Source organism: Collinsella sp. AF08-23, from assembly GCF_003479805.1.
In the GTDB taxonomy this organism is placed as follows: Bacteria; Actinomycetota; Coriobacteriia; order Coriobacteriales; family Coriobacteriaceae; genus Collinsella.
In genome coordinates, this window is record NZ_QUHV01000003.1 from 38,323 (window position 1) to 61,568 (window position 23,246).

Genomic DNA, 23,246 nt, shown 5'->3' on the forward strand with positions numbered 1-23,246 from the left:
GCGTGGCTGGCGACCGATGGGCCTGGCATTGATCCCTTGGCCTCCGTTGACATATTAAAATGGCTGCTCGCCGATTACATTGAAGCTTGAGGGTTTTTTGTCTGCACGGAATAGTATGGTGTACCTCGAGGACGAAAAAGGGCCCTCGATGAGGGCCCTGGCAAGTCAAACTGCCGCCTACGCGGCGCCGAAGGCATTTTTGGCAAAGCCGTATTTTGACTCGCAGTGTCGTCCTGACTGGTAATCAAGACGTGCTTACTGTAGCACAGATTGGGGACAAGATGAAACTGCGCAATATTCAAGGTGACTACAACATTGGTCTTGACCTTGGAACCGGCTCTGTGGGGTGGGCGGTTACCGGTGTAGATGGCGAGCTTCTCACGCAGAACGGTAGGCCGACGTTGGGAAGTCGCGTTTTCCCTTCGGGCGAAACTGCTGCGGACGCTCGGCTCAAGCGCGGTCAGCGCCGTAGGTATGAGCGTCGTCGTTGGCGTCTGGATTTGCTGCAGCGCTTTTTCGAGAATGATATGGCTGATGTAGATCGGACTTTCTTTATCCGCCTTAAACAGGCTCGCCTCTTGCGTGAAGATAGAGATGAGTCGTGTCGCGATTACCACAGCCCTCTCTTTCTCACCGTTGATGCGGAGAGAGACTATTACAAACGCTTCCCCACAATTTACCACCTTCGTGTCTGGCTGATGACCACCGAGAAAAAGGCCGACCTGCGGGAGATTTATCTCGCGCTGCACAACATCGTCAAGCATCGAGGCAATTTCCTCCACCAAGACAATCCCAGCTTGAGCGCATCTGCTGCCAACATGGAAGATTCTGTTGAGCAGCTGTGTCTTGCGCTGGAGGATCGATGCATCACCCTGGACATTCCTTGCTCTTGCGATGCGGCTTCTATCCAGCGGGTGCTCGAGGATTCGTCTCTCTCCCGCGCGGAGAAGTCGGAGTCGGTTGGCAAGCTGTTCGGCCTTGATAAGGACGCCCAGAAGACGATGGGGAGGGGCATCTCTCGCGCGATTGTGGGCTATAAGGTTGATTTTGCAGCCGTGCTCGGATGCGAGTTCGAGGACTCGTCTTTCACCCTTTCCGACGATGAGAAGGTAGATGCTGCCCTTGCGGCAATTCCCGACGTTGCCATGAGCTTGTTCGATGCGATTCGAGAGGTATATTCTGCATATGTGCTTTTGGGCATCTTGAGTTCCGGAAATGGTGCCCCTATCTCCTCGGGTTCTCTTTCATCTGTTTCTGGTAGAACGATTTCCTTTTGCAAGGTTCGGGAGTATGAGGTGTATAGAGCCGACCTCGCCCTGCTGAAGTCTCTTGTGCGTACGTATGCGCCCAGCCAGTATGACGCCTTCTTCCGTGGTGAGCTGATTCCGGGCACTTGCAACTATGACCCGACAAAGGCCAAGGGCTATACGCGTTACGACTTGGTTCATAAGGTTGCATATGCTGACTTCTTTAAAGAGGTCAAGAGCCTTCTCGATAAGACCGATGCCGTAACGGACGAACGTTATAAGGACATGCTGGGCCGCTTTGAGGAGGAGCGCTTCCTGCGGAGGCTCAAAACGAGCGATAACGGCAGCATCCCGTATCAACTCCATCTGGAGGAGATGGACGCGATTCTCAAGAATCAAGGCAAGTATTATCCGTTCCTGCTCGAGAACCTAGACAAAATCGAGTCGCTTGTCAGCTTCAGGATTCCATATTACTTGGGGCCTTTGACACAGAAAAACGCTGCTCTCGATCACCATGGCAATCCACGTTTTGCCTGGGCAACTCGTAAGCCCGGTATGGAGGACGAGCCTGTGTATCCCTGGAATTGGGAGGAGGTTATCGACAAGGGTCATGCGGCGCATACGTTTATCCAGCGCATGACGAGCGATTGCACCTACTTGATAGGGGAGGGCGTTCTTCCTCGCAATTCTCTTTTGTATGAGGAGTTCTGTGTCCTCAATGAGCTTAACGGCGCTCGGTATTCCGTTGATGGCGATGATTGGCGGCGCTTCGACTATGCCGACCGTATGGGTATCATGGATGACCTGTTCAGGCAGCGTCGAAGTGTTACGTACAAAATGGTCGAAGATTGGATGCGCGCCAATCGCGGATGGGCCCGTGTTCATGTCCGCGGTGGTCAGGGAGAGTGTAAATTCGAATCCTCCCTTTCGGCGTACCGTTTCTTTTGCAAAGACGTTTTCAAGACCGACGAACTGTCGCCTTCGATAATTCCTATGGTTGAGACCATAATCCTGTGGAGTACCTTATTCGAGGATCGTTCGATTTTGAAAGAGCAGCTCGTCCGCAATTTCTCAGATCGATTGAGCTCCGAACAGATCAAGATTATCTGCAAAAAGCGTCTGACGGGCTGGGGCAACCTATCGGAGAAGTTCCTGGCTGAGGTCGAGGCTGAGACGGATTGCGGACCTCGCTCCATCATGGATATCCTTCGCGAAGGCAGCCCTGTAGGCGGTGAACAGGGTAGGACCATGGTCCTTATGGAGGTGTTGCATGATGAACGCCTGGGCTTTGAAGATAAAATCGAAGAAATAAACGCTGAAAGAATCGCTGATGCCGGTCGCCTTGAGGTGGTTGACCTGCCTGGATCTCCTGCGCTGCGCAGGACGGTCAATCAGGCCGTCCGTGTTGTCGAGGAGATTGTCCATATAGCGGGCAAGCCTCCTGTGAACATCTTTATCGAGAACACGCGTGATGAAGATGCGTCGAAAAAGGGCAAGAGGACGAAGAGGCGCTACGATACGATAAAAGAGGCTGTTAATGCGTTTAAGAGGGAAAACGCTGATTTGGCGAGAGAATTGAAGGAGTTCAAGCCTGCCGATTTCGACGATGAGAGGCTGGCCTTGTATTTCATTCAGGGAGGTAAGAGCCTGTACTCCAAGGCTCCTCTTGACGTGACGAGGCTGTCTGAATATGAAGTCGATCACATCATTCCACAGTCCTACATCAAAGATGATAGCTTTGAAAACAAAGCCCTCGTTCTAAAGAGTGAAAATCAGACCAAGACGAATCGGCTATTGTTGCCTCAAGGGGTTCGCGTAAAGATGGCGAGCTATTGGCAAGAGCTGCACCGTTGCGGCCTTATAGGTGATAAGAAACTGAGAAACCTCATGTGCTCAGATGTCAGCGAGCGTCGGGTTAAGGGCTTTATCGCACGTCAGCTTGTTGAAACCTCGCAGATCGTCAAGTTGACGAAGATGATGCTCGAGAATCGCCTGCCTGAGTCGAGGCTGGTTCCCATCAAGGCGAGTCTGTCGCATGAGCTGCGCGAGGCCAAGCATTATTACAAGTGCCGTGAGATCAACGATTTTCACCATGCGCACGATGCACTTCTCGCTGCGGAGATCGGTAGGTTTTTGCTGCTGAGGCATGCTGGAATGTATGACAATCCCATCGGCTATGCGCATGTTGTTAAGGATTTTGTGCGCGTTCAAGCAGACGAGGCAAAGAGGACGGGCCGCCTGCCTGGATCGGCTGGCTTCATCGTGTCGAGCTTCCTGCATTCGGGTTTCGACAAAGATACGGGCGAGATCTTCAAGGATACGTGGGACGCCGAGTTCGAATGTGAGCGCATTCGCAAGTATCTCAACTATCGGCAGGTGTACCTGAGCCGTATGCCGGAGGAGACATCTGGTGCGTTTTGGGATGCGACTATCTATTCGCCGCGTGGAAAGATGAAACTCTCCCTCCCGCTTAAAGAAGGGCTCGATCCGTCTAAATACGGCGGCTATTCATCGGAGAAATATGCATATTTCTTCTGCTATTACGCGAAGGATAAGAAGGGCAAGCGACTTATTGACTTTGCTCCAGTTCCGGTGTCTCGCGCTGCTGGGGGGCAAGTCGATATCGAGGCTTTCGGGCGTGAGGTTGCCGAAGAGAGGGGATATGCGTTCGAGTCTATCGCTCGTGCGAAGATAGCTATCAAGCAGCTCATTGAAGTTGACGGATGCAGGTTGTTTATCACCGGTGCCGACCAGGTCCGGAGTGCCGTTCCATTGGCCTTTGGCCAGGAAGAGACGCATTTGGTTGAGAGGCTGCTTTCGGGCGCTCCGGTTGGTCCTCGCGTACGTGATTCCCTGTTCAATCAAATGATGGTCGGTATTAGGAGGTTTGACAGGCGTCTGTATGACAACTTGAAGTTGGATGACCGATCGGCTGCGTTTGAGCGGTTGGGGGAAGAAGATAAGGACCTCATCCTGAAAGGGCTTCTTGCGTTGTCCTCTGCTTCAAACAACATGGCAGACATGCGGCCGATTGGAGGCGCGAAGACTGCAGGCCAGTTGAAAATCGTCTTTAGAAACGTACTGAGCAATCAGGGCATTACGTTTATCGATCAGTCTGTGACCGGCATGTTTGAGAGGAAAACTTACATTGGGCTTTAGGACCATCTTCATAGAGAGCCCTTGCAGGCTCTCATACAAAAGTGGATATATGGTCGTACGTAAGGAAGATGATGTTGCGAAGGTCCATTTGTCGGAGATTTCGTCCGTCATACTTCAAACGATGCAGGTATACATCAGCGCCTATCTGATGGCGGAGTTGGCCAAGAGCAAGATCTCCCTCGTCTATTCAGACGAGAAGCACAATCCGGTCGGGCAGGCGCTGCCCCTATACGGGGCTCATAACGTGAGCAAGCGCATACAGGAGCAGCTGGCTTGGGGAGAGCCAATCAAAAAGCGTGTGTGGCAGCGCGTTGTTAGGGAAAAGATTCGACAGCAGGCCGCTGTTCTGGCCGATCGTGATCTGCCAGAAGCCCGAGTTCTCAAAACGGCCATTGACGAGGTTAGATCAGGTGACACCACCAATCGAGAAGCGCATGCGGCGAGGGTCTACTTTCAGGCTCTGTTCGGCAAATGGTTCTCCCGCGATATCAATTGTCCGGTGAACGACGCCTTGAATTACGGCTACGCTGTGCTTCTGTCATCGGTGAATAGGGAGATCGTCTCGCGTGGCTATCTGACTCAATGCGGGATATGCCATCACAGCGAATATAACGAGTTCAATCTAGCCTGTGACTTGATGGAGCCATTTAGGCCAATCGTTGATCGAATGGTTGATGAGTGGATCGGGGTTGAGTTCGATGCCGGATCACGTCGAATGCTTGGGGACCTAATGAATACGACAGTGCTGTATAAGGACGGGGAGTATAGGCTCTCTTCGGTTGTCTCCCTGTTCGTCCAGGATTGCATCAACGCGCTCAACAAGAAGATAGGTGTTGACGAAGTTCAGAGCTTCGATGTGCGATGAGCCCGAAAGGTCGAGTGAGGTACATGCGGTTGCTTGTATTTTTCGATTTGCCGGTCGGCACCGCGGCGCAACGCAAGAGATATTCACAGTTTAGAAAGTATCTGGTTAAAGATGGCTTTCTGATGTTGCAGCAGTCGGTGTATTCAAAGCTTGTCGTGAATGAGGCCGCGGCATCGGGGTCGATAGCCCGCATGAGGAAACATCGTCCTTCGGAGGGACTTGTCCAAGTGCTAAAAGTGACTGAGAAACAGTACGCAACGATGACCTATATAACGGGCAATGAGGCGGTTCACGACGAAGTCGACACGATGGAGGAGTTCCTTGTGTTATGAAGCTGATATTCGCTGGTGCCGACAGACCGATAGATATTGCAAGGGGGCACATCAGTACGGTCGAGGTTGAGAATTCCTGCTTGTTCGCGCGCATATGTCGGTCTCTTGTGTCGGATGGAGGAGAGGGCGTCTTCGAGCAGTTCTCCCTTTGGGATGAAGTCGGTAATGAGGTTGCGCCCTCGCGAGTCCTATTTACGGTCCCCGATCCGCTGCATCTTCCCTGGGATTGCACGGAGCTTTCCGGCAAGCTGCTTGGGATGATGGAGACGCTTCTCTATGAGGACGAGGAAGCCCGAAGATTATTTGAGGATTACGGCAGCCACTTGAGGGGATTCTCTCAGCGGTTGACGCATCAGGTGGAATGCGATTACCGATTCAACGTAGAATGGGATATGCGTCGTTATCTGAAATCGTTTGGTTTTTCGGCAGATAGGGGCGATGACCTTCCGTACATTGACATGCTGAATATGTTTTTAGATTTTGTCTCGGATGTGCAGCTCGAGAAGGTGCTTGTGTTTGTGAATCTAAAAACTTTTCTGGGCAAAATCGAGTTTGAACAGTTCCTCGACAGAGTCTTTTTCCATGAAATGCAGGTATTGCTATTGGAAAATAAGGTGTGCGATATAAGCTATAGTCATGAGAGCAAGATGCGTATTGACCAGCACTTTCTCGAGATATAACGACACGAATTGTCAGGACGTCCGTCCTCTTTGCAGGGAGGAATTTGCTTCAATGGTTTTGGAGCAGTGTCGTTCTGACTGGTAATCCAACATGGAGGCTATAAAGGTCGTATACCCGTCGGTTTTGGAGCAGTGTCGTTCTGACTGGTAATCCAACTACCTCGAGAGCGGGCAGCTCAGCGTCTAGTTTTGGAGCAGTGTCGTTCTGACTGGTAATCCAACCCCGCCGGGTTGCAGGCCGCGTGGCACTCCGTTTTGGAGCAGTGTCGTTCTGACTGGTAATCCAACAACTCGGTGCGCACCATGTCCCAACCCTTGGTTTTGGAGCAGTGTCGTTCTGACTGGTAATCCAACGTCAATGCCTAATTGCAGCCGCAACCGCAGGTTTTGGAGCAGTGTCGTTCTGACTGGTAATCCAACGGTCGAGACCGCGAGGATGTCCGTGGTGTGCGTTTTGGAGCAGTGTCGTTCTGACTGGTAATCCAACCCGCTCTCGCTCAATTCGTAAAACGCCTGGGTTTTGGAGCAGTGTCGTTCTGACTGGTAATCCAACACGGAGAAGGCCGCATGGGCTACCGCAACGTTTTGGAGCAGTGTCGTTCTGACTGGTAATCCAACGGCTACCAGGATTCTCCGTGGAATGAGGGCGTTTTGGAGCAGTGTCGTTCTGACTGGTAATCCAACAGTCGTCAAGGGTGCGAACGTCGAACTCGGGTTTTGGAGCAGTGTCGTTCTGACTGGTAATCCAACTGGCTCGCCGACGAGAACTACGACGGCCACGTTTTGGAGCAGTGTCGTTCTGACTGGTAATCCAACTAATCGACGAAGTTGTCGTCGATGCCTTTAGTTTTGGAGCAGTGTCGTTCTGACTGGTAATCCAACGGGTTCTGCGTGCCGTAGTCGACGCTCACGGTTTTGGAGCAGTGTCGTTCTGACTGGTAATCCAACAGTGGAAGTCTCAACATTCCAGGTATTAGTGTTTTGGAGCAGTGTCGTTCTGACTGGTAATCCAACTGTGAATCTCTGGTTCCATCAAGCCTCCTTGTTTTGGAGCAGTGTCGTTCTGACTGGTAATCCAACGTACGACGTGCTCAAGTGGGTCGGCCTGCTGTTTTGGAGCAGTGTCGTTCTGACTGGTAATCCAACCCATCTCACCGACCCATGAGGCCACGTTGGGTTTTGGAGCAGTGTCGTTCTGACTGGTAATCCAACGTGACGAGCTCCTTGGAGATGTAGATCACGGTTTTGGAGCAGTGTCGTTCTGACTGGTAATCCAACGCGCTCGTCGCCGAGATACGCGACCAAGGCGTTTTGGAGCAGTGTCGTTCTGACTGGTAATCCAACCCGAGAGCCGCCTTGCGTGCGTCGCCGTTGGTTTTGGAGCAGTGTCGTTCTGACTGGTAATCCAACGCACCGCCGGCGTTGCCTGTGAATTCGAATGTTTTGGAGCAGTGTCGTTCTGACTGGTAATCCAACATGTCCTCGGAATCGCTGTCGATGGTCTCCGTTTTGGAGCAGTGTCGTTCTGACTGGTAATCCAACCGGCACCGCTACAGAATCCTCAGCTGATAAGTTTTGGAGCAGTGTCGTTCTGACTGGTAATCCAACAAAAATCCACGAGACAAGCAACACGCTTCCGTTTTGGAGCAGTGTCGTTCTGACTGGTAATCCAACCGGTGAGGTCGCAGCGATCGCGCTTGAAGTGTTTTGGAGCAGTGTCGTTCTGACTGGTAATCCAACTCGCATGTCACGCCGTCGACGTCTTTGCCCGTTTTGGAGCAGTGTCGTTCTGACTGGTAATCCAACTGCACATTGGTGCCCGTTATCGGTGATGTGGTTTTGGAGCAGTGTCGTTCTGACTGGTAATCCAACGACCCGGCTGGCGTCTGGCATGCGGTCGGGGTTTTGGAGCAGTGTCGTTCTGACTGGTAATCCAACTCAAATTTAACAACGCTGTGCAACGCAAGGTTTTGGAGCAGTGTCGTTCTGACTGGTAATCCAACGAAGACATGTGGCCTAAGCTGTATCGCGTCGTTTTGGAGCAGTGTCGTTCTGACTGGTAATCCAACCCGGGGACTCTTTTCCTGCAGCATTGCGTGTTTTGGAGCAGTGTCGTTCTGACTGGTAATCCAACATATGCAAGACGTTGCAAGATGAATACACAGTTTTGGAGCAGTGTCGTTCTGACTGGTAATCCAACAAAGCTTGGCTTCGTCAACCGTGATCGTGGGTTTTGGAGCAGTGTCGTTCTGACTGGTAATCCAACGGACACAATCGCGTTGCAGTCGACGTTGCCGTTTTGGAGCAGTGTCGTTCTGACTGGTAATCCAACAATCGGAGCGCGTTGAATCGGAAGTTGTCGAGTTTTGGAGCAGTGTCGTTCTGACTGGTAATCCAACAAGGGGCAATGACCTGAAGGAGGTCGGAATGTTTTGGAGCAGTGTCGTTCTGACTGGTAATCCAACCTTGCGTCACGACACGGCACGTAATCGGCGGTTTTGGAGCAGTGTCGTTCTGACTGGCAATCCAACCTGCACAGGGCGTTCGCCCTCAAGCAGGGGTTTTGGAGCAGTGTCGTTCTGACTGGTAATCCAACACGATCGCCCTGTCTATCGTGAGGCCCCTGGTTTTGGAGCAGTGTCGTTCTGACTGGTAATCCAACTTTCGGTTATTCATCAGAAGGCGGTGGGAGTTTTGGAGCAGTGTCGTTCCGACTGGTAATCCAACTCACGGGCTTGCAGCACTCCATGATACGCGTTTTGGAGCAGTGTCGTTCTGACTGGTAATCCAACCATGCGGATCGATGATAAGAAGTTCACCGACCTCATCAAGGAAGCGGCGGAGGAGATGAAATGACACTACCGAGCGCGATAGCGGCGAAACTCAGAGAGCTGCGCGAATCCGCCCCGTGCAAGATCGCGATGAACGACCCCGTGCGGGTCAACGAGGGGACGCTCTACGTGCCGTTCTACGACGCTGAGGGGGACGATGTCCCCGACTCGTGCATGCCGCTGCTCCTCATGGCTCCAAACGGCTCGGTTCGCGAGGTGTGCGGCCCTTCTGGCGAATGGCTCGCACTCATCGAGCAGATACCCGAATAGCCACAACAGAAGTCACACAGAAGGCCGCCCCACGGGGCGGTTTTTTTCCATGGCGCAGAAATGCCGCGCCAACGCCGATGGCACGGAAATACCATGCCGCGAACCCGCCGCGCGACACATGCCGTACCTTCTCCGCATCGCATGGGAACGCGTAAAAATCCCGCCTGTCCCGCGCAGGGAAGCGCGCAACCAAACCCAGGAAGGAGAAGGACATGGCAAACGAGGGCAACGTCAAGACCGAACCGCAGGAGACCGACCCGCAGACCGACCCGTTTTGGAGCAGTGTCGTTCTGACTGGTAATCCAACAGATGTTTGTCTAACAGTAGTAACGCAAGAGTTTTGGAGCAGTGTCGTTCTGACTGGTAATCCAACACAGATTCAGGAAATCAGCGACAAGCTTTCGTTTTGGAGCAGTGTCGTTCTGACTGGTAATCCAACCGCTATCGCTCTTGCAGTCCCCCACGTGGGGTTTTGGAGCAGTGTCGTTCTGACTGGTAATCCAACTCGGTCTTGCAGAGCTTGGCGACGAGACCGGTTTTGGAGCAGTGTCGTTCTGACTGGTAATCCAACCTATCGACCACTACCCTACGCCGTGGGATGTTTTGGAGCAGTGTCGTTCTGACTGGTAATCCAACCTTGCGTCACGACACGGCACGTAATCCGCGGTTTTGGAGCAGTGTCGTTCTGACTGGTAATCCAACGGAGGTGTACTGGAGGTACAGGTCCTTGGAGTTTTGGAGCAGTGTCGTTCTGACTGGTAATCCAACAGGGTCTCCGCTATGAAGCGTTGAGAGATGTTTTGGAGCAGTGTCGTTCTGACTGGTAATCCAACTGGATGAGGTGGATTGCCTCGACGATGTCCGTTTTGGAGCAGTGTCGTTCTGACTGGTAATCCAACAAGAACCGGAAGGCGCTTGAGAGGATGGCGTTCTGCGCCACATGGCCGGACTAGACGGGCCTTGAGTCGCGACAGGGCAACCTTCTATGGTGGTCTCTTATCTAAATATTCTTTATATTTCTACCGCCAAACAGCTAAACAGTATTTATAATTAAATGCGTCAGGAAGGAGAGCGATGACCAAGAGAAGGGAAGTCGTGAGGTTCCTCGAGCGCCACGGTTTCGAGTCGCGCGGCGGCACGAACCACGAGAAGTTCGTTCACCCGGACGGGCGCGTGGCCATCGTGCCGAGGCACCGGGAGATCAAGGATCGCATGTTCGAGATCATCAAGCGGCAGGCGGGGCTCAGGTAGCCCCGCCCCTTCCCCATGAGAGGAGCGACACATGAAGTCAACGGTATACGAGTTCGAGGTCTACGAGGACGACGGCTGGCTCATCGCCGAGCCGTTCGACCTCGATGGCGGCACGCAGGGCGAGGATTACGAGGATCTCTGCGCGATGGTCACCGATTGGCTTAAGGTGACCGTCGAGGACAGCGCCATCCGCGGCGTCGAGATGCCCAAGCCGACCTTCGGCAACGCGCCGCGCCACGGCGGCTCCATCCTGCTCGTGTCCGTCATGGCCGGGCTTGAGACCGTGGAGCGCGTGACCGCCGCCGAGGCCGCCCGAATGCTCGGCGTGAGCGCCGGCCGCGTGTCCCAGATGCTCGCATCCGGGCAGCTCGAGGGCTGGCGCGACGGGCACAGCTCGTACGTCACGCTCGACAGCCTGCGCGCACGCATGGCTGCGCCGCGCGAGGCAGGGCGACCGCGCGCCGCAGCGTGCGCCTAGGCAGAGCCGTCTCCATTCGGACACAAAGCCCCTCCACCCTTCCGCCGACCAAAGCAAGACAGGATGAAGGGGGGCCAAGGGGACGCGGGGCCGTAGCCGATCGCGCACATTCCAGCCACGAAGGGGTTTTGGAGCAGTGTCGTTCTGACTGGTAATCCAACCGAAAAAGGCGGGGAGCACCGCGCCCCCCGCGTTTTGGAGCAGTGTCGTTCTGACTGGTAATCCAACTGTTCGTTGTTTTTCTCATCAGCTCCAATTGTTTTGGAGCAGTGTCGTTCTGACTGGTAATCCAACATGGGGCACCAAGGGCTACTCTGGCGGCTTGTTTTGGAGCAGTGTCGTTCTGACTGGTAATCCAACCAGAGCGCGGACGTGACCGTCATGGGTTGCGTTTTGGAGCAGTGTCGTTTTGACTGGTAATCCAACGTGAAGTTGTCCGTCGCGATCGACAGGTCGGTTTTGGAGCAGTGTCGTTCTGACTGGTAATCCAACTTCCACAGGAAGGAGGTAAACCGTGTCATTGTTTTGGAGTAGTGTCGTTCTGACTGGTAATCCAACGCTGGCCGCACAGCCAGCACGGCGGCCTCGTCCTCATACACTCGCCGAAGAACTCCCGCTTCAGCTCCTTGAACTTGCGCGTGCTCCTGCGCTCTCCTGCGTACGCCATGATGCGACCCCTTTCTCATCGGGCTCAATCATGCCGTTCGGGTCCCCCGCAAAGCGAAGGGCCCCGGTCTCCCGGGGCCCGCTCGCCTAGCTCTCGATGTCGCTCTTGAGGTCTTGGATGACGTCCCTGAGCTTCTCCGACATCTCCTCGTCCCCGCTCTCGACCGCGTCCTCGAGCCGCTTGACCAGCTGCTTGAGGAAGCTCTTGAACTGAAGGTCGCTCATTCCCATGTCTTCCATACCCTTCTCCTTTCGGCGGGCCCGTTGCCCTCCCTGTTGATATATATATTACTATATATCTAAGGGAGTTACAAGTATTCTACTATATATTCTCTTGCATCTTTTCTCGTACCATCTTCTTGAGGAAGCCCGACACGTTGCTCTGCGACCTCAGGAACTCGATTATGTCCGCGTCCTTCTCGTTGTGGCAGCGGAACACGAAGGTGGTCTGCTTCTCCTTGATGTACTTCGTCGTCGCCTTCACCTGCGCTGCCGTCGCCATCGCCGCCTCCTCGTAATGACTTTTATATAGCCTACTATATCACAGCTCGCTTGCCTCGACGTAGATGCCACTCGGGTCGCTCCACGCCTTGGACAGCTGCTCGCCGCAGATGATCGCGTCGTCGGCGATGACGCCCGAGCGCACGAGGCAATCCTCCAGCGTCTTGAGCATGTTGCCCATGTCCGGCTTGGCGGTGTGCGGCTCGCCGTCCGAGTGCTCGCCCTCCGTCGGGAAGCACCATGCCACCCTGAGGTTTTGGAGCAGTGTCGTTCTGACTGGTAATCCAACCGCATGATGCGCGAGGGCATCTCCACGGTCGTTTTGGAGCAGTGTCGTTCTGACTGGTAATTCAACGAGCCGAGGTCAATATCCACATGGGATACTGTTTTGGAGCAGTGTCGTTCTGAGGCCGTCACGCGCCCCAAATGCTGGCATAAGTGCCGTGTTGCTTAAGGGGCGGTTGAGTGCCAGTGTCATCAGCATGGGTCCTTCCGAGTGAAGGCGTGTCATCCAAGGGGGTGTTGTCAGGCCGCACAGCAGCGATGATTCGCGACCTCAAGGGGTGCGTCGTCGTCTGCGCGCCGCACCCTTCATGGGTGACGAGCACTGGCCAACTTCGATGAGAGCTTGAAGGCCATGAGTCCGGAGAGCAAGATTCATACTGGTAAGTATAAAATCGCAACCGTAAGGGGGGGCAATGCAGACGGAAGCGCAGCGCCGTGCGACCAACAATTATCGCAAGAAGGTTAAGCAGCTAACCATTCGGTTTTATCCGAACAGCGACGCCGATGAAGAGATGTATACGTGGTTGAAATCGCAAGACAACACAACGGACTATATCAAGAATCTCATTTCGGCAGATATGCAGAATCGCAGATAGGCGGCTTGCTGTAATTGCGCCAAACCTCAATTTAGGGACTGTCCCTAAATTGAAGTGGGGGATATCGATGCCTGCGTTTACGTTCGCTCAAGGGGGCGCATGAAGTACTACATCGAGGACAACGGCATCGGGATTCATCGCATGGACGATACGGTGTGCCAGACCTACGACTTCGCCCGGGCGCGCTGGGTCCACAGCATGGAGATCATGGACATGCTCATCGGCGAGCTGTGGGTCGACGAAGTGAGCGAAGCCGAGGAGGATGCGTTCATCGCCAAAAAGGCCCGCGAACTCGGAAGACATGGGAGTTCCGACGGGGCGGCGAGACGCGAAGACCCTCCCGCACGCCCGCACGCGCCCAGCTTGCTCTTCAGCGATGGGCTGTACGATCGCACCTTATCGCCGTTTGGGCGCCGGGTTCTCCTTCAAGGCAAGCCAAAAGACCGAGACGAATAGCGCCACGACAACCGCTGCCGTGATTTTGACCAGGTTAATCACGCCACGGCCCAAAGCGATGAGAAGCCTTTTGCGCATCACTCGTTGCTCTGCTACGGGCTTCTTGCGATATTCAAGGTACGCGTAGACGAGGAGGCCCAGTATGCCGAGTGTGAACATGGCAAGCGACAAGATGATCTGAGCCATCAACGTGTTTGTCGTCCTATCCATTCGAGATTCCATTCAACGGCATTTCGCGTATCGCCGGGAAACTCATTCCTTGCGATAATGGTACCGATTCGTCCGGACGCAATTCGATGCTGGCGGCTAAGGGTGCGAGTTCGATTCATGCTATTAATCGTCGCGCCGCCTCGGCTTGTTATGGGAGGGCTGCTCGATGGAACCTAGGGGTCTCATCTTCTTCGACATCGATGGAACGCTCACGCGCGGTGTGAATTCGGGCATCTTCGTCGCCGAACGCCTGGGCATCGGCGATGAGATGCGCGCCGCCGAGGAGGCGTACGCACGCGGCGAGATGGATAACGCCGCGGTGTGTCGCGTGGATGCGGCGGGTTACGCCGGCCTTCGCGTTCAGGACGTCGAGGCGTGGCTTGACGGCATGCCCCTCATCGATGGTATCGCGCCCGCCCTCGCCATATGCCGCGACGCGGGCCTCGAGCCATATCTGGCTTCCTGCACCTGGTCCTATATCGGGGCGTATCTGGCGCGGCGCTTCGGTTTCTCCGGGTGGTGCGGACCAGAGCTCGAGGTGGTCGACGGCGTGTTCACGGGCGAAGTGGCGCGCGATGCCGACGAGTTTGCAAAACCGGCGTTCGCACGGGACCGTGCCCGCGCGCTCGGCGTCGATGTGGCCGCGTGCATGGCGGTGGGGGACAGTCGCTCCGATATGCCGCTGTTCGGGGTTGTGGGCGCCTCGCTCGCGATCAACGCCTCCGCCGAGGCATGCGCCGCCGCCACTGCCGCATGGGAAGGCGACGACCTCGCCGACGCGGTTCGTCATCTCCTGCGCGAGGCGGGCCCACTGGGTCGCGGTGCGGACGTCGTCGGGAAGTAGCCGTTCACGCTCCTCTCATGCCGCGCGATACGGGCGGGCGCCGTCCGTCGGCCCAATGCCCCGCCGGTGCACGATATTCGAGGGGCGTTCCTACCTCGCGTGCGCGGTGATCGCACCGTGCAGCCAGGTGGCGCACCCGGCGACGTTCCCGTCGTAGTATGCGGTGGAGCGCTCGTCGGCGACGTACATCTCGGTCAGGCCGCGATGCGCTTCGGGCGTGTAGAAGTTCCAGGTGAATCCGAGCCACTCGCGGTGCATGGAGCAGATGCGCTCGCCTTCTTCGCCCGTCGGGTCGGCGCCCGCGGTCACGGCGGCCTCGAGCGCCTCGTTGATGGCCCGTCCCAACTCCTGGAAGCGCTCGAATTCCCCCTCGCTCAGGTTGAGCATCTTGCGGTTCGCCTCGTCTGCCGCGGCGTCTCCCCAGCGCTCGCGAACCTCCTTGCCGTGCTCGCGCTCGTTGTCCTCGATGAGGCCCCGCTTCATGCCCTCGAATTTGGCCTTGTCACTCATGGGCGTTCCTTTCTCGATGTGTTCGATGGTGGTTTCGACGGTTCGGATGAGCGCCTCGAGGCGCGCATGCTCCGTCTTGAGCGTTTCGAGATGATGGGCGAGCGCGTGGCGGCGCTCATCTTCGGTGGCGCTCAGGGCGCGTGGGATCTCGGCCGTGCCTACGCCCATGTGGCGCAAGAGCAGGATCTCCTGCAGGCGGTCGATGTCCGCCGGCGTGTAGCGGCGGTACCCGTTGGGGCCCCTCGTGGGCTTCAGCAGCCCCTCTTCCTCGTAGAAACCCAAGGTGCGGGTCGATACTCCCGCGATCTTGGAGACCTCTCCGATGCCGTATGTTTCCCGTAAGTCCATGTCGGCCTCCTCGACGTCGATCGTCCGTAGAATAAACCTTTCCGCAACGTTAAGGTCAAGGACGGGCTTGGTCGGCATTTCGCCGTCGATTGATACAATCGGAACACATAGATGTAAACAAATGCGACGCCCGCTCGCGCGACGGGGCGCCAAAGGGGGGTATTGATGCACGGCGACCTGTATCTTGTCCGACACGGCAAGACCATGTTCAACGAGAAGCGAGTGATCCAAGGTTGGTGCGATGCGCCTCTCACGCTCGAGGGCGAGGAGCAGGCGGAGCGCATCGGCAGGTATTTCGAGCGCGAGGGAATCACGTTTGACCATGCGTACACTTCCACGCTGACCCGCACACAGCAGACTATCGAGCGCATCGTGGATATGAGCTATGAGCGCGTCGAGGACCTGCGTGAATGGGGGTTCGGCGCGTTCGAGGGGGAGCGCGTGAGCCTTATGCCGCCGTTCCCGTGGGGCGATTTCTATGTCCCCTTCGGTGGTGAGGCGCAGGTGGACGTGCGCCGTCGTGTGAGCGATGCGCTTGCGCAAATCATGGCGCGTCCCGGCCATGAGCGCGTGTTGGCGGTGAGCCACGGGTCGGCATGTCGCGAGTTCCTGACCCGATGGGTGCCCGACGGCGGGTTCGATCATGGGAAGGTGCCCGGCAACTGCAGCATCATGCATTTTGCGTTCAGCGAGGGGATGTTCGAGCTGATTGAGGTCATCGAGCAGGATCGGTTGAGGGTGCTGCTCGGGGAGTAGGCGCTTCGCGTCTCGGATGCGTCTTTTCGGCAGCACCGGTTGCGCGCTTTGCGCATGGGCTTTCAAGTGGCGCGCGGCAAGACCGCCCGGCTTCCATGGAACCGGGCGGTCTTGCATAAAATGACATGAATCGCAGTGGTGAATGAATAAGTTCTAAGGCCGAGGGCTTGGCGCCCCATACGATTCCGGTCAAGTGGTCAAAATGCCCTGTTTGTGCGCTGAACCTCAAGAAGCCTCAAGACAAAACCCCAGGATTGCGCGATCTCCGGGTCGTGCTCGCGCAGGCGATCGCCGGTCTGGTTCATTAGATGAGAGCAAAGCCCCAGGATTCACATGTGCGGCCGAGTATGCATCGCTGGAAACGAGGTCATGTTGGCGCACAACTAGGGTATTTTGACCATCATCGTGAAAATGCACGGAACCAAGGGCCGGAAAGCGGCTTTGAGCTACTTCGCGATGCGGTGGATGAACAGGCCGCTGCGCAGTTTGGGTTCGAACCAGGTCGATTTGGGCGGCATGACCTCGCCGGCGTCCGCGATGGTGAGCAGCTGGTCGATGCCGGTGGCGCACAGCGTGAACGCTATGCCGTTCTTGCCCGCCCGGGCCTCAAGCTCATCGGTTCCGCGAATGCCGCCCACGAATGAGATGCGGGGGTCGGTACGAGGATCGTCGATGCCCAAAATGGGCGCGAGGATGTGGTCCTGCAGGATGGAGACGTCGAGGGAGGCGACGGCGCTCACGGCGTCGCGCATGTCCCCGTGCAGCTCATACCAGGTGCCGTCGGTGAACATGCCGAACACCCCGCGCTCGCTCGGCTCGACCGGCCCCGTTGCCTCGATGATTCCAAAGCCCGTGCCGCTCAGAGCCTCGAGCAACTCGTGTGTATCGAGGCCGTTGCGGTCGGCGACCACGCGATTGTACGGCAGGATGGTGAGCTGGCTAGCCGGGAACAGGACGGAGAGGAAGTAATTGAAGGGTTCTTTACCGGTGTACGTGCCCTCCGCCTTGGCCTGCTCGCGCATGCGCTGGGCAACTTTCACCGCGCTTGCGGCGCGATGGTGGCCGTCGGCGATGTAGGCGCATGGAATCTGGCCGAGCATGGCGTGGAGCGCATCCACGGCGTCGCGACGCGCGACCTCCCACACGGTCTGGCGCACCCCGGCCTCGTCGGTGAAATCGTACAGGGGCGTTGAGGTTTTGGCGGCGCCCACGATCATGTTCAGCACGGGCTGGTCGCGGTAGGTGAGGAAGATGGGCCCAGTTTGGCAGCCGAGGGCCTCGATGTGCTCGATACGATCGCGCTCCTTGTCTTCGCGCGTGAGCTCGTGGCGTTTGATGACGCCCTGCTCGTAATCGTCGACGGCGCAAACGCATGCGATGCCGGTTTGGACGCGGCCCTCCCAGGCGAGTTGGTAGATGTAGTACGCCAGGTTCTTGTCCTCGACGAACGTCCCGTCCTCGATGCGCTCGCGCAGCAGCTCCGCCCCGCGCGCGTAGACCTCGGGGGCGTACATGTCGTGTTCAGGGTCGAATTGCGTTTCGGGGCGGTCGATGTTCAGGAACGACAGGGGGTGTCCCGCCACATACGCCGCCGCCTCGGCGCGGTCGAACACGTCATACGGCAGCGCGGCGACCTCCGCCGCATGCTCGGGAACGGGGCGGATGCAGGGAAATGGGAGGGCCTTCATGGGGCCTCCTTTCAGATGACGAGGCGTGACTGCCCACTATTGTACGCGCCCGGCGGGCTCGACGGCGGCCGCTCTAAGCGGGGGCGCCGTCGAGCCTACTTGATCACGCGGACGCGGTACATGCCGGAGATGTCCTTGAGGGCATCGATGGTTACGCTGTCGAGGTGCTCATCGGTGTCGAACATCGTGTAGGCGTTCTCGCCGGCACTCTCGTTGACCATGCGCTGCACGTTGGCGTTGTCCTTCGCGAGAATGGCGGTGATTTGGCCGATCATGTTCGGGACGTTGGCGTGCAGGCATGCGATGCGGCTCGCCGCGCGGGCCTTTCCCATGGAGCAGGACGGGTAGTTCACCGAATGCGCGATGTTGCCGTTTTCCAGGTAGTCCTTGAGCTCCGAAATCGCCATGTCGGCGCAATTTGCCTCCGCCTCGGCGGTGCCGGCGCCGGAGTGCGTGGTAATGAAGGTGCGGGGCATCTTCACCGTTTTGGGCGTGGCGAAGTCGCAGGCGAACCAGGCGAGCTTCCCGGATTCGAGCGCCGCGGCGACTGCGTCCTCGTCGATAATGGTCTCGCGGGCGAAGTTGATGAGCACGGCGCCTGGGGCGAGCAGGGCGAGTTGCTCGGTGGAGATCATGCCAATGGTGTCTGCCTTGGACGGCACGTGCAAGGTGAGATAGTCGCAGCCGCGACAGAGGTCCTCGAGCGTGCCCACGCGCTGGACTTCGCGGTTTAAGGCCCACGCGTGCTCGACGGAGATGAACGGGTCGTAGCCGTAGACGTCCATGCCGAGCTCGACGCAGGCATTGGCGACCTTGGACCCCACGTTGCCGAGGCCCACGACGCCGATGCGCTTGCCGCGTACCTCGCGCCCGACAAACGCCTTTTTCGCCTTTTCGGCATCGACCATGATGTTGGGATCCTCGGCGTTGTCACGCACCCACTGCATGGCCTGCACGATGCCGCGACTCGACATGATCATCATGGCAATGACGATTTCCTTGACGGCGTTTGAGTTGGCACCAGGGGAGTTGAACACCACCACGCCGCGGCGCGCGTACTCCTCGACGGGGATGTTGTTCACGCCCGCGCCGCAGCGACCGATGGCACGGATACCCTCGGGCAGCTCGTAGCCATGCAGGTCGGTGGAACGCATGAGGATCGCGTCGGCGTCCTTGGCGTCCTCGACGAATTCGTATCCCGCGCCGAAGTCGACGCTGCCGTCCTTGGTGATGTCGTCGATGGTTTTGATGTATCTCATGAATGCCTCACATTCCCGCTGACCGGTCCTTGCGAGGCCCGGTGCTCGGACAGTCTTGCTGGTGCGCATGACGCGTTTCGCGGCCTTCGGCTCGTGCGGAACTCGCGGCGGACCTCACGGGAGCCGGCCTGACGTTCCACACGCGATGCGGTGGCGCAATGGGAGAGGGGCGGTGCCCCTAGATAGATCGCGACGGCAATTTCCTCTCGAATTCCTTCATGCACGTCACGAGGGCCCCCACGGAGTCCATGGTCACCGCGTTGTAGATGCTGGCGCGCATGCCGCCCACCAGGCGGTGTCCCTTCACGCCCTCGATGCCCCGTTCGCGCGCGAAGGAGATGAAGGCGGCGTCGAGGTCTACGTCGTTGGTGCGGAAGGTGACGTTGCAGATGGAGCGGCTGTCGCGTTGGGCCGTGCCGTGGAAGAGCTCGCTTTCATCGAGCATGTGGTAGAGGAGCTCTGCCTTGGCGCGGTTGCGCTGTGCCATGGCGACGAGCCCGTCGGTCTCCTCGATCCAGCGGAAGACCTTGCCGCATAGGTAGATGCCGAAGGTGTTGGGCGTGTTATACATGGAGCCTTTACTCGCCTGCAGCTTGTAACCCATGTAGGTGGGGCAGATGTCGGTGCGCGCGGGGCCGCCTTCGATGAGGTCCTCGCGAACGATCACCACGGTCACGCCGGAGGGGCCGGCGTTCTTTTGGGCACCGGCGTAGATGAGGCCGTAGCGCTCGATGTCGAGCGGCATGGACAGGAAGCAGCTCGAGACGTCAGCCACGAGGGGCGTCGACCCGCAGTCGGGCAGCTCGTGGAACTGCGTGCCGAAGATCGTGTTGTTCTGGCAGATGTGGACGTAGTCGAGGTCGCCCGCGGCGGCGCGTTCCTTTACGGGTGTGAGGTCGGGGATGCGGTCGAAGTTCGTGTCCTCGCTGCTGGCGAGAACCTCTGCCTGGCCGTACTTGCATCCTTCCTTCCAGGCGAGTTTGGAGAAGTTACCGCTCACGACGTAGCCCGCATGGCCACGGCGCATGAGGTTCAGCGGTACGCCCGCGAACTGCAGGGTCGCGCCGCCCTGCAGGAACAGCACACGGTAGTTCGAGGGGATGGCGAGCAGTCGGCGCAGGGTCGCCTCGGCTTCGTCGATGACGGCCTGATAGACGGGGGAGCGGTGGCTCATCTCGAGCACAGACATGCCGCTGCCCGCGAAGTCGAGCAGCTCGGATTGAGCTTCGCGCAGCACGCGCTCGGGGAGCGCGGCGGGACCGGCGGAGAAGTTGTGCACGCGTGCCATGGCTGTCCTTTGGGGAGTCGTTTGGATAATGCGATGTACTTTATCACTCTAAAGCATACGGCGCATGGGGGCGCTTTCCATATTCAATTGTTTACACGGCCGCGACACGGGAGTTTGAGATATGCGCCTGAGGGGAATACAATAACCCTAACGTTCAAGTTGACCTTGAAGGGAAGACTGCATTGGCGACGTATGTGACATCGGACGCGCACGGACATGCGCGGGCACTCGACCGCGCTTTGGAATTGGCGCAGCCTGGATCGAATGATGCCGTCTTCGTCCTGGGGGACATGGTCGATCGTGGCCCCGATCCCCTGGGCGTGGTGCGCATCGTGCGCTCTCTGCCCAATACGCACGTGCTTATGGGCAACCACGAAGCGATGCTACTCGAGACGATTCTCACGGGTGACGAGTCGGACATGATGGCGTGGCACATGAATGGCGGTTTCGTCACATCTGAGCAGCTCGACGCGCTTGCGCGCGACGCGTACGTCGATGTCATGGATTGGTTCGCGGAATTGCCGACGTTCGCGGTCGTGGAGGTTGACGATGCACGGCGCTCCGTGGCTCCCGGTGCCCGTCGCTCGCACGTGTTGTGTCACGCGGGCATCGACGCTTCACGGTTGAGGGAGTCGCTTGCCGCGATGGGCGTGACGGCCGATACGCAGGGAGGCTATGGCGGAGCCACGCCACGCAACCTACTCGATGCTATGGTTCAACAACGGGTTGACGACCTTCTGTGGATACGCCGTGAGTTCTGGTCGGAACCCACGGGACTGGTCGGTTGCGACGGACGGGGCCCCGTGGTCATTGCCGGACACACGCCCTCGGTGCTTTTGGGTCGATACGCGACGCTCATGTGCGGTGATGGCGTGGATGAAGCCCTGCGCGGCGTGATGGTGGAGGTTGGGCCCTCGCGCGACACGGGTGGTGTGGCCGATCGCATCTGCATCGACTGTTCTGCCGCCACCGGGTATCCGAGCGGCCGCGTGGGCATTATGCGCCTCGAGGACCGCCGCGTGTGGCTCGCGGACATCGAAGAAGGGGAGTAACCCCTGCCGCATCGCAGCGCCGTGCATCAAGAGCGGAACGGCGAACGGTTGCGCTGCGAGAGGTTTTGCCTGATGCGGTAGTACTTGATGCCGAGGAGCGTCAATAGGAGTGTCATCGACGCGAGGTAGCCTATGACCGCGCCGTCGAGGCCTATGATCCAGATGAGCGCCGTGGGTACGACAAGGGCGAACGCGAAGGTGATGAGATAGGGTTTGGTCGCCGAGCTCTGATGACGCAGGACGGTGATGATGGCGTAGAGAAAGTCGATCGACGCGCTCACGCCTCCCGCGATGATCATGAGGTTCGCCGCCACACGGTATCGCTCGAAATCGATGCCGTACATGAAACTCATGACCGATATGCCTATCCAGCCCATGAACACGAGGGTCCCCAGGGTGAGCAGGGTGATGACGCCCAACATGGCGAGCACGATGAGGTCAAAGCGCTTGCGACGGCGTGGGTTGGACCAGATGTTCGCCAGCCTGAGCAGCTGGGGTTTATACATAAACCCGGAGGCGAGCAGAATGCCCTGCGCGGGAAAGAAGAGCGCGTTGAAGTAGAGCTGGTTATCGTAAGAGAGCATGCCCTCCATGGCGAACTTGGGCAGGCTCTCGATGAGGTTGAAAAGGAAAACCGCGGAGAACAGCGGGAAGCAGTGGCGGAAGAGGGAACCCACCTCTCCCATATTCCACGGGCGCGACCCTTCCGTTTCGAGCAGCGCGAGGGGAATGGAGACGAGGATGAGCGAGGCGACGGCGGCGATGGCCATTCCTGCCGCCGCGACGGCGCAGCTCCTGGTGAGGAACAGCAGGATGCAGAATGCCGCCATGGAGGCAAGGGAGCGCAGTGCCTGGCTGATGCCGGCGAGATAGAGTTTGTCCGCCTGCTGGAGACGACCCTCGTATACGTCGGCGAGGCCGTCGACGATCTTGTAGACGTAGACGCCCATGGACAACATGAGCATGCCGGGGCCGTAATCGCGAATGGTGCAGTACAGGAGTCCCATCACGAGTGCGATGATCGAGGTGATCCAGCGATTGAGCTGATAAGAGGCGAAGGAGTTCTTCTCGTCGATGTCAGATACTTGGAACGTCCGCACGCCGTAGTTCGACAGGAACATGAGCAGGGTGCCGGCGGCGAACGCCATGGAGAAGCGTCCTGCCTGTTCGGTGCCGGCGAGTTGGGTGGCGACGACGGTGAGCACGGGAAAGACCATGCCCCATACGCCGATGCCGATGGTGTTCCACACGTAGTCGCGCCGTGTTTCGCCGCTTTCGTACTCTGCCTCCTGTGCGGAGAGCCCACCGTCGTAAATCGATTCGATAAGCCGCGTCCACCAGGCATTCGCCAGGCGTGCGAGTGGACCAGGTTCGCGCGGGGAGGGTTGTTCCGCGGCTTCCGTGCGCGAGCTGCTGGGTCGTCCGCCTGCGATATACGCGCGGTTGCCATCTCCGTGACGCGTGTGGAGATCGCGGATTTTGACACGGAGGTTGTCGAGCGGATGTGAAGGCACGGGCATTCCAATCGGTTGGGTTGCTCGGAAGTATAGCCCCTTTGTTTTCCGAAGGGCGGCGTGGACGATTTGGAAGCGGCCCGATACGGACGGAGTCGACCGGAGCGTACGGCGGTGCGTCCCGACGGGGCGTCGGTTGGGGTGAGCGGGTGAGTGGTAC

The 23,246-nt window shown here is 57.7% G+C and carries 21 protein-coding genes and 3 CRISPR repeat arrays; of the genes, 12 read left to right on the forward strand and 9 right to left on the reverse strand.

Annotated features, from left to right (window positions below):
* The first annotated feature begins 251 nt into the window (after positions 1-251).
* The 7 genes from cas9 to DWV48_RS02495 all read left to right on the forward strand — a co-directional run bounded on the left by cas9 (position 252) and on the right by DWV48_RS02495 (position 11,113).
* Positions 252-4,406 carry a type II CRISPR RNA-guided endonuclease Cas9 gene (gene cas9 / locus DWV48_RS02465; RefSeq protein WP_233546070.1) on the forward strand — a complete coding sequence of 1,385 codons (4,155 nt, stop codon included), beginning with the start codon at positions 252-254 and terminating at the stop codon, positions 4,404-4,406.
* Positions 4,396-5,271 carry a type II CRISPR-associated endonuclease Cas1 gene (gene cas1, locus DWV48_RS02470; RefSeq protein WP_118653121.1) on the forward strand — a complete coding sequence of 292 codons (876 nt, stop codon included), beginning with the start codon at positions 4,396-4,398 and terminating at the stop codon, positions 5,269-5,271. Before cas9 ends, cas1 begins: the two co-directional genes overlap by 11 nt.
* Positions 5,272-5,294: 23 nt before the next feature.
* On the forward strand, positions 5,295-5,603 hold the full coding sequence (gene cas2 / locus DWV48_RS02475) for a CRISPR-associated endonuclease Cas2 (RefSeq protein WP_118653123.1): 309 nt from the start codon (positions 5,295-5,297) through the stop codon (positions 5,601-5,603).
* The gene (gene csn2, locus DWV48_RS02480) at positions 5,600-6,283 is read left to right on the forward strand and encodes a type II-A CRISPR-associated protein Csn2 (protein ID WP_118653125.1); all 684 of its coding nucleotides are present in this window, start codon (positions 5,600-5,602) and stop codon (positions 6,281-6,283) included. The genes cas2 and csn2 overlap by 4 nt, the downstream gene beginning before the upstream one ends.
* A 55-nt stretch (positions 6,284-6,338) precedes the next feature.
* A CRISPR array of direct repeats spans positions 6,339-9,075; the repeat unit is 36 nt; unit sequence GTTTTGGAGCAGTGTCGTTCTGACTGGTAATCCAAC.
* 60 nt (positions 9,076-9,135) lie between these two features.
* Positions 9,136-9,384 (forward strand): hypothetical protein, encoded by a 249-nt coding sequence (locus DWV48_RS02485; RefSeq protein WP_118653127.1) that lies wholly within the window; start codon positions 9,136-9,138, stop codon positions 9,382-9,384.
* A gap of 271 nt (positions 9,385-9,655) precedes the next feature.
* A CRISPR array of direct repeats spans positions 9,656-10,283; the repeat unit is 36 nt; unit sequence GTTTTGGAGCAGTGTCGTTCTGACTGGTAATCCAAC.
* 175 nt (positions 10,284-10,458) lie between these two features.
* Positions 10,459-10,635, forward strand: a complete 177-nt coding sequence (locus tag DWV48_RS02490) for a type II toxin-antitoxin system HicA family toxin (RefSeq protein WP_118653129.1) — start codon at positions 10,459-10,461, stop codon at positions 10,633-10,635.
* 31 nt (positions 10,636-10,666) lie between these two features.
* Positions 10,667-11,113 (forward strand): helix-turn-helix domain-containing protein, encoded by a 447-nt coding sequence (locus DWV48_RS02495; protein WP_118653131.1) that lies wholly within the window; start codon positions 10,667-10,669, stop codon positions 11,111-11,113.
* Between the two features lie 125 nt (positions 11,114-11,238).
* Positions 11,239-11,671: direct repeats of the CRISPR family, unit length 36 nt; unit sequence GTTTTGGAGCAGTGTCGTTCTGACTGGTAATCCAAC.
* A 195-nt stretch (positions 11,672-11,866) separates the two neighbouring features.
* Here the strand turns inward: DWV48_RS02495 and DWV48_RS09130 are convergent.
* The 3 genes from DWV48_RS09130 to DWV48_RS02505 form a co-directional block, all read right to left on the reverse strand.
* The gene (locus tag DWV48_RS09130; RefSeq protein WP_158574798.1) at positions 11,867-12,019 is read right to left on the reverse strand and encodes a hypothetical protein; all 153 of its coding nucleotides are present in this window, start codon (positions 12,017-12,019) and stop codon (positions 11,867-11,869) included.
* A gap of 82 nt (positions 12,020-12,101) precedes the next feature.
* Complete coding sequence (locus DWV48_RS02500; protein ID WP_118653133.1) at positions 12,102-12,281, reverse strand: hypothetical protein; 180 nt, start codon at positions 12,279-12,281, stop codon at positions 12,102-12,104.
* Positions 12,282-12,320: 39 nt separating this feature from the next.
* Positions 12,321-12,527, reverse strand: coding sequence for a RusA family crossover junction endodeoxyribonuclease (locus tag DWV48_RS02505; protein WP_158574799.1), 207 nt, complete (start codon positions 12,525-12,527; stop codon positions 12,321-12,323).
* 451 nt (positions 12,528-12,978) lie between these two features.
* On the opposite strand from DWV48_RS02505, the gene DWV48_RS02510 reads away from it, so the two are divergent.
* Both DWV48_RS02510 and DWV48_RS02515 read left to right on the forward strand, forming a co-directional pair.
* On the forward strand, positions 12,979-13,161 hold the full coding sequence (locus DWV48_RS02510; RefSeq protein WP_118653137.1) for a hypothetical protein: 183 nt from the start codon (positions 12,979-12,981) through the stop codon (positions 13,159-13,161).
* A 99-nt stretch (positions 13,162-13,260) separates the two neighbouring features.
* Complete coding sequence (locus DWV48_RS02515; protein ID WP_118653139.1) at positions 13,261-13,617, forward strand: hypothetical protein; 357 nt, start codon at positions 13,261-13,263, stop codon at positions 13,615-13,617.
* On the opposite strand, the gene DWV48_RS09135 is transcribed toward DWV48_RS02515, so the two are convergent.
* Positions 13,558-13,803 (reverse strand): hypothetical protein, encoded by a 246-nt coding sequence (locus DWV48_RS09135; RefSeq protein ID WP_158574800.1) that lies wholly within the window; start codon positions 13,801-13,803, stop codon positions 13,558-13,560. The two genes, DWV48_RS02515 and DWV48_RS09135, sit on opposite strands and share 60 nt — an antisense overlap.
* Before the next feature lie 190 nt (positions 13,804-13,993).
* On the opposite strand from DWV48_RS09135, the gene DWV48_RS02520 reads away from it, so the two are divergent.
* On the forward strand, positions 13,994-14,671 hold the full coding sequence (locus tag DWV48_RS02520; RefSeq protein ID WP_118653141.1) for an HAD family phosphatase: 678 nt from the start codon (positions 13,994-13,996) through the stop codon (positions 14,669-14,671).
* A gap of 90 nt (positions 14,672-14,761) precedes the next feature.
* On the opposite strand, the gene DWV48_RS02525 is transcribed toward DWV48_RS02520, so the two are convergent.
* The gene (locus DWV48_RS02525) at positions 14,762-15,529 is read right to left on the reverse strand and encodes a MerR family transcriptional regulator (RefSeq protein WP_118653143.1); all 768 of its coding nucleotides are present in this window, start codon (positions 15,527-15,529) and stop codon (positions 14,762-14,764) included.
* A gap of 165 nt (positions 15,530-15,694) precedes the next feature.
* Here DWV48_RS02525 and DWV48_RS02530 point away from each other — a divergent pair, with 165 nt between their 5' ends.
* A complete protein-coding gene (locus tag DWV48_RS02530; RefSeq protein ID WP_118653145.1) occupies positions 15,695-16,285 on the forward strand; it encodes a histidine phosphatase family protein in 591 nt (196 codons plus the stop codon).
* A 446-nt stretch (positions 16,286-16,731) separates the two neighbouring features.
* Here DWV48_RS02530 and DWV48_RS02535 read toward each other — a convergent pair whose 3' ends face one another.
* The 3 genes from DWV48_RS02535 to serC all read right to left on the reverse strand — a co-directional run bounded on the left by DWV48_RS02535 (position 16,732) and on the right by serC (position 20,520).
* Complete coding sequence (locus tag DWV48_RS02535; protein WP_118653147.1) at positions 16,732-17,973, reverse strand: DUF1015 domain-containing protein; 1,242 nt, start codon at positions 17,971-17,973, stop codon at positions 16,732-16,734.
* Between the two features lie 95 nt (positions 17,974-18,068).
* Positions 18,069-19,232, reverse strand: a complete 1,164-nt coding sequence (locus DWV48_RS02540) for a phosphoglycerate dehydrogenase (protein ID WP_118653149.1) — start codon at positions 19,230-19,232, stop codon at positions 18,069-18,071.
* Between the two features lie 178 nt (positions 19,233-19,410).
* Positions 19,411-20,520, reverse strand: coding sequence for a 3-phosphoserine/phosphohydroxythreonine transaminase (serC, locus tag DWV48_RS02545; protein WP_118653151.1), 1,110 nt, complete (start codon positions 20,518-20,520; stop codon positions 19,411-19,413).
* Between the two features lie 182 nt (positions 20,521-20,702).
* Here serC and DWV48_RS02550 point away from each other — a divergent pair, with 182 nt between their 5' ends.
* On the forward strand, positions 20,703-21,572 hold the full coding sequence (locus DWV48_RS02550; protein ID WP_118653153.1) for a metallophosphoesterase: 870 nt from the start codon (positions 20,703-20,705) through the stop codon (positions 21,570-21,572).
* 26 nt (positions 21,573-21,598) lie between these two features.
* Here the strand turns inward: DWV48_RS02550 and DWV48_RS02555 are convergent, their stop codons facing one another.
* Positions 21,599-23,086: a lipopolysaccharide biosynthesis protein gene (locus DWV48_RS02555; protein ID WP_199588866.1), complete on the reverse strand. Its 1,488-nt coding sequence runs from the start codon at positions 23,084-23,086 to the stop codon at positions 21,599-21,601.
* Positions 23,087-23,246 lie beyond the last annotated feature (160 nt).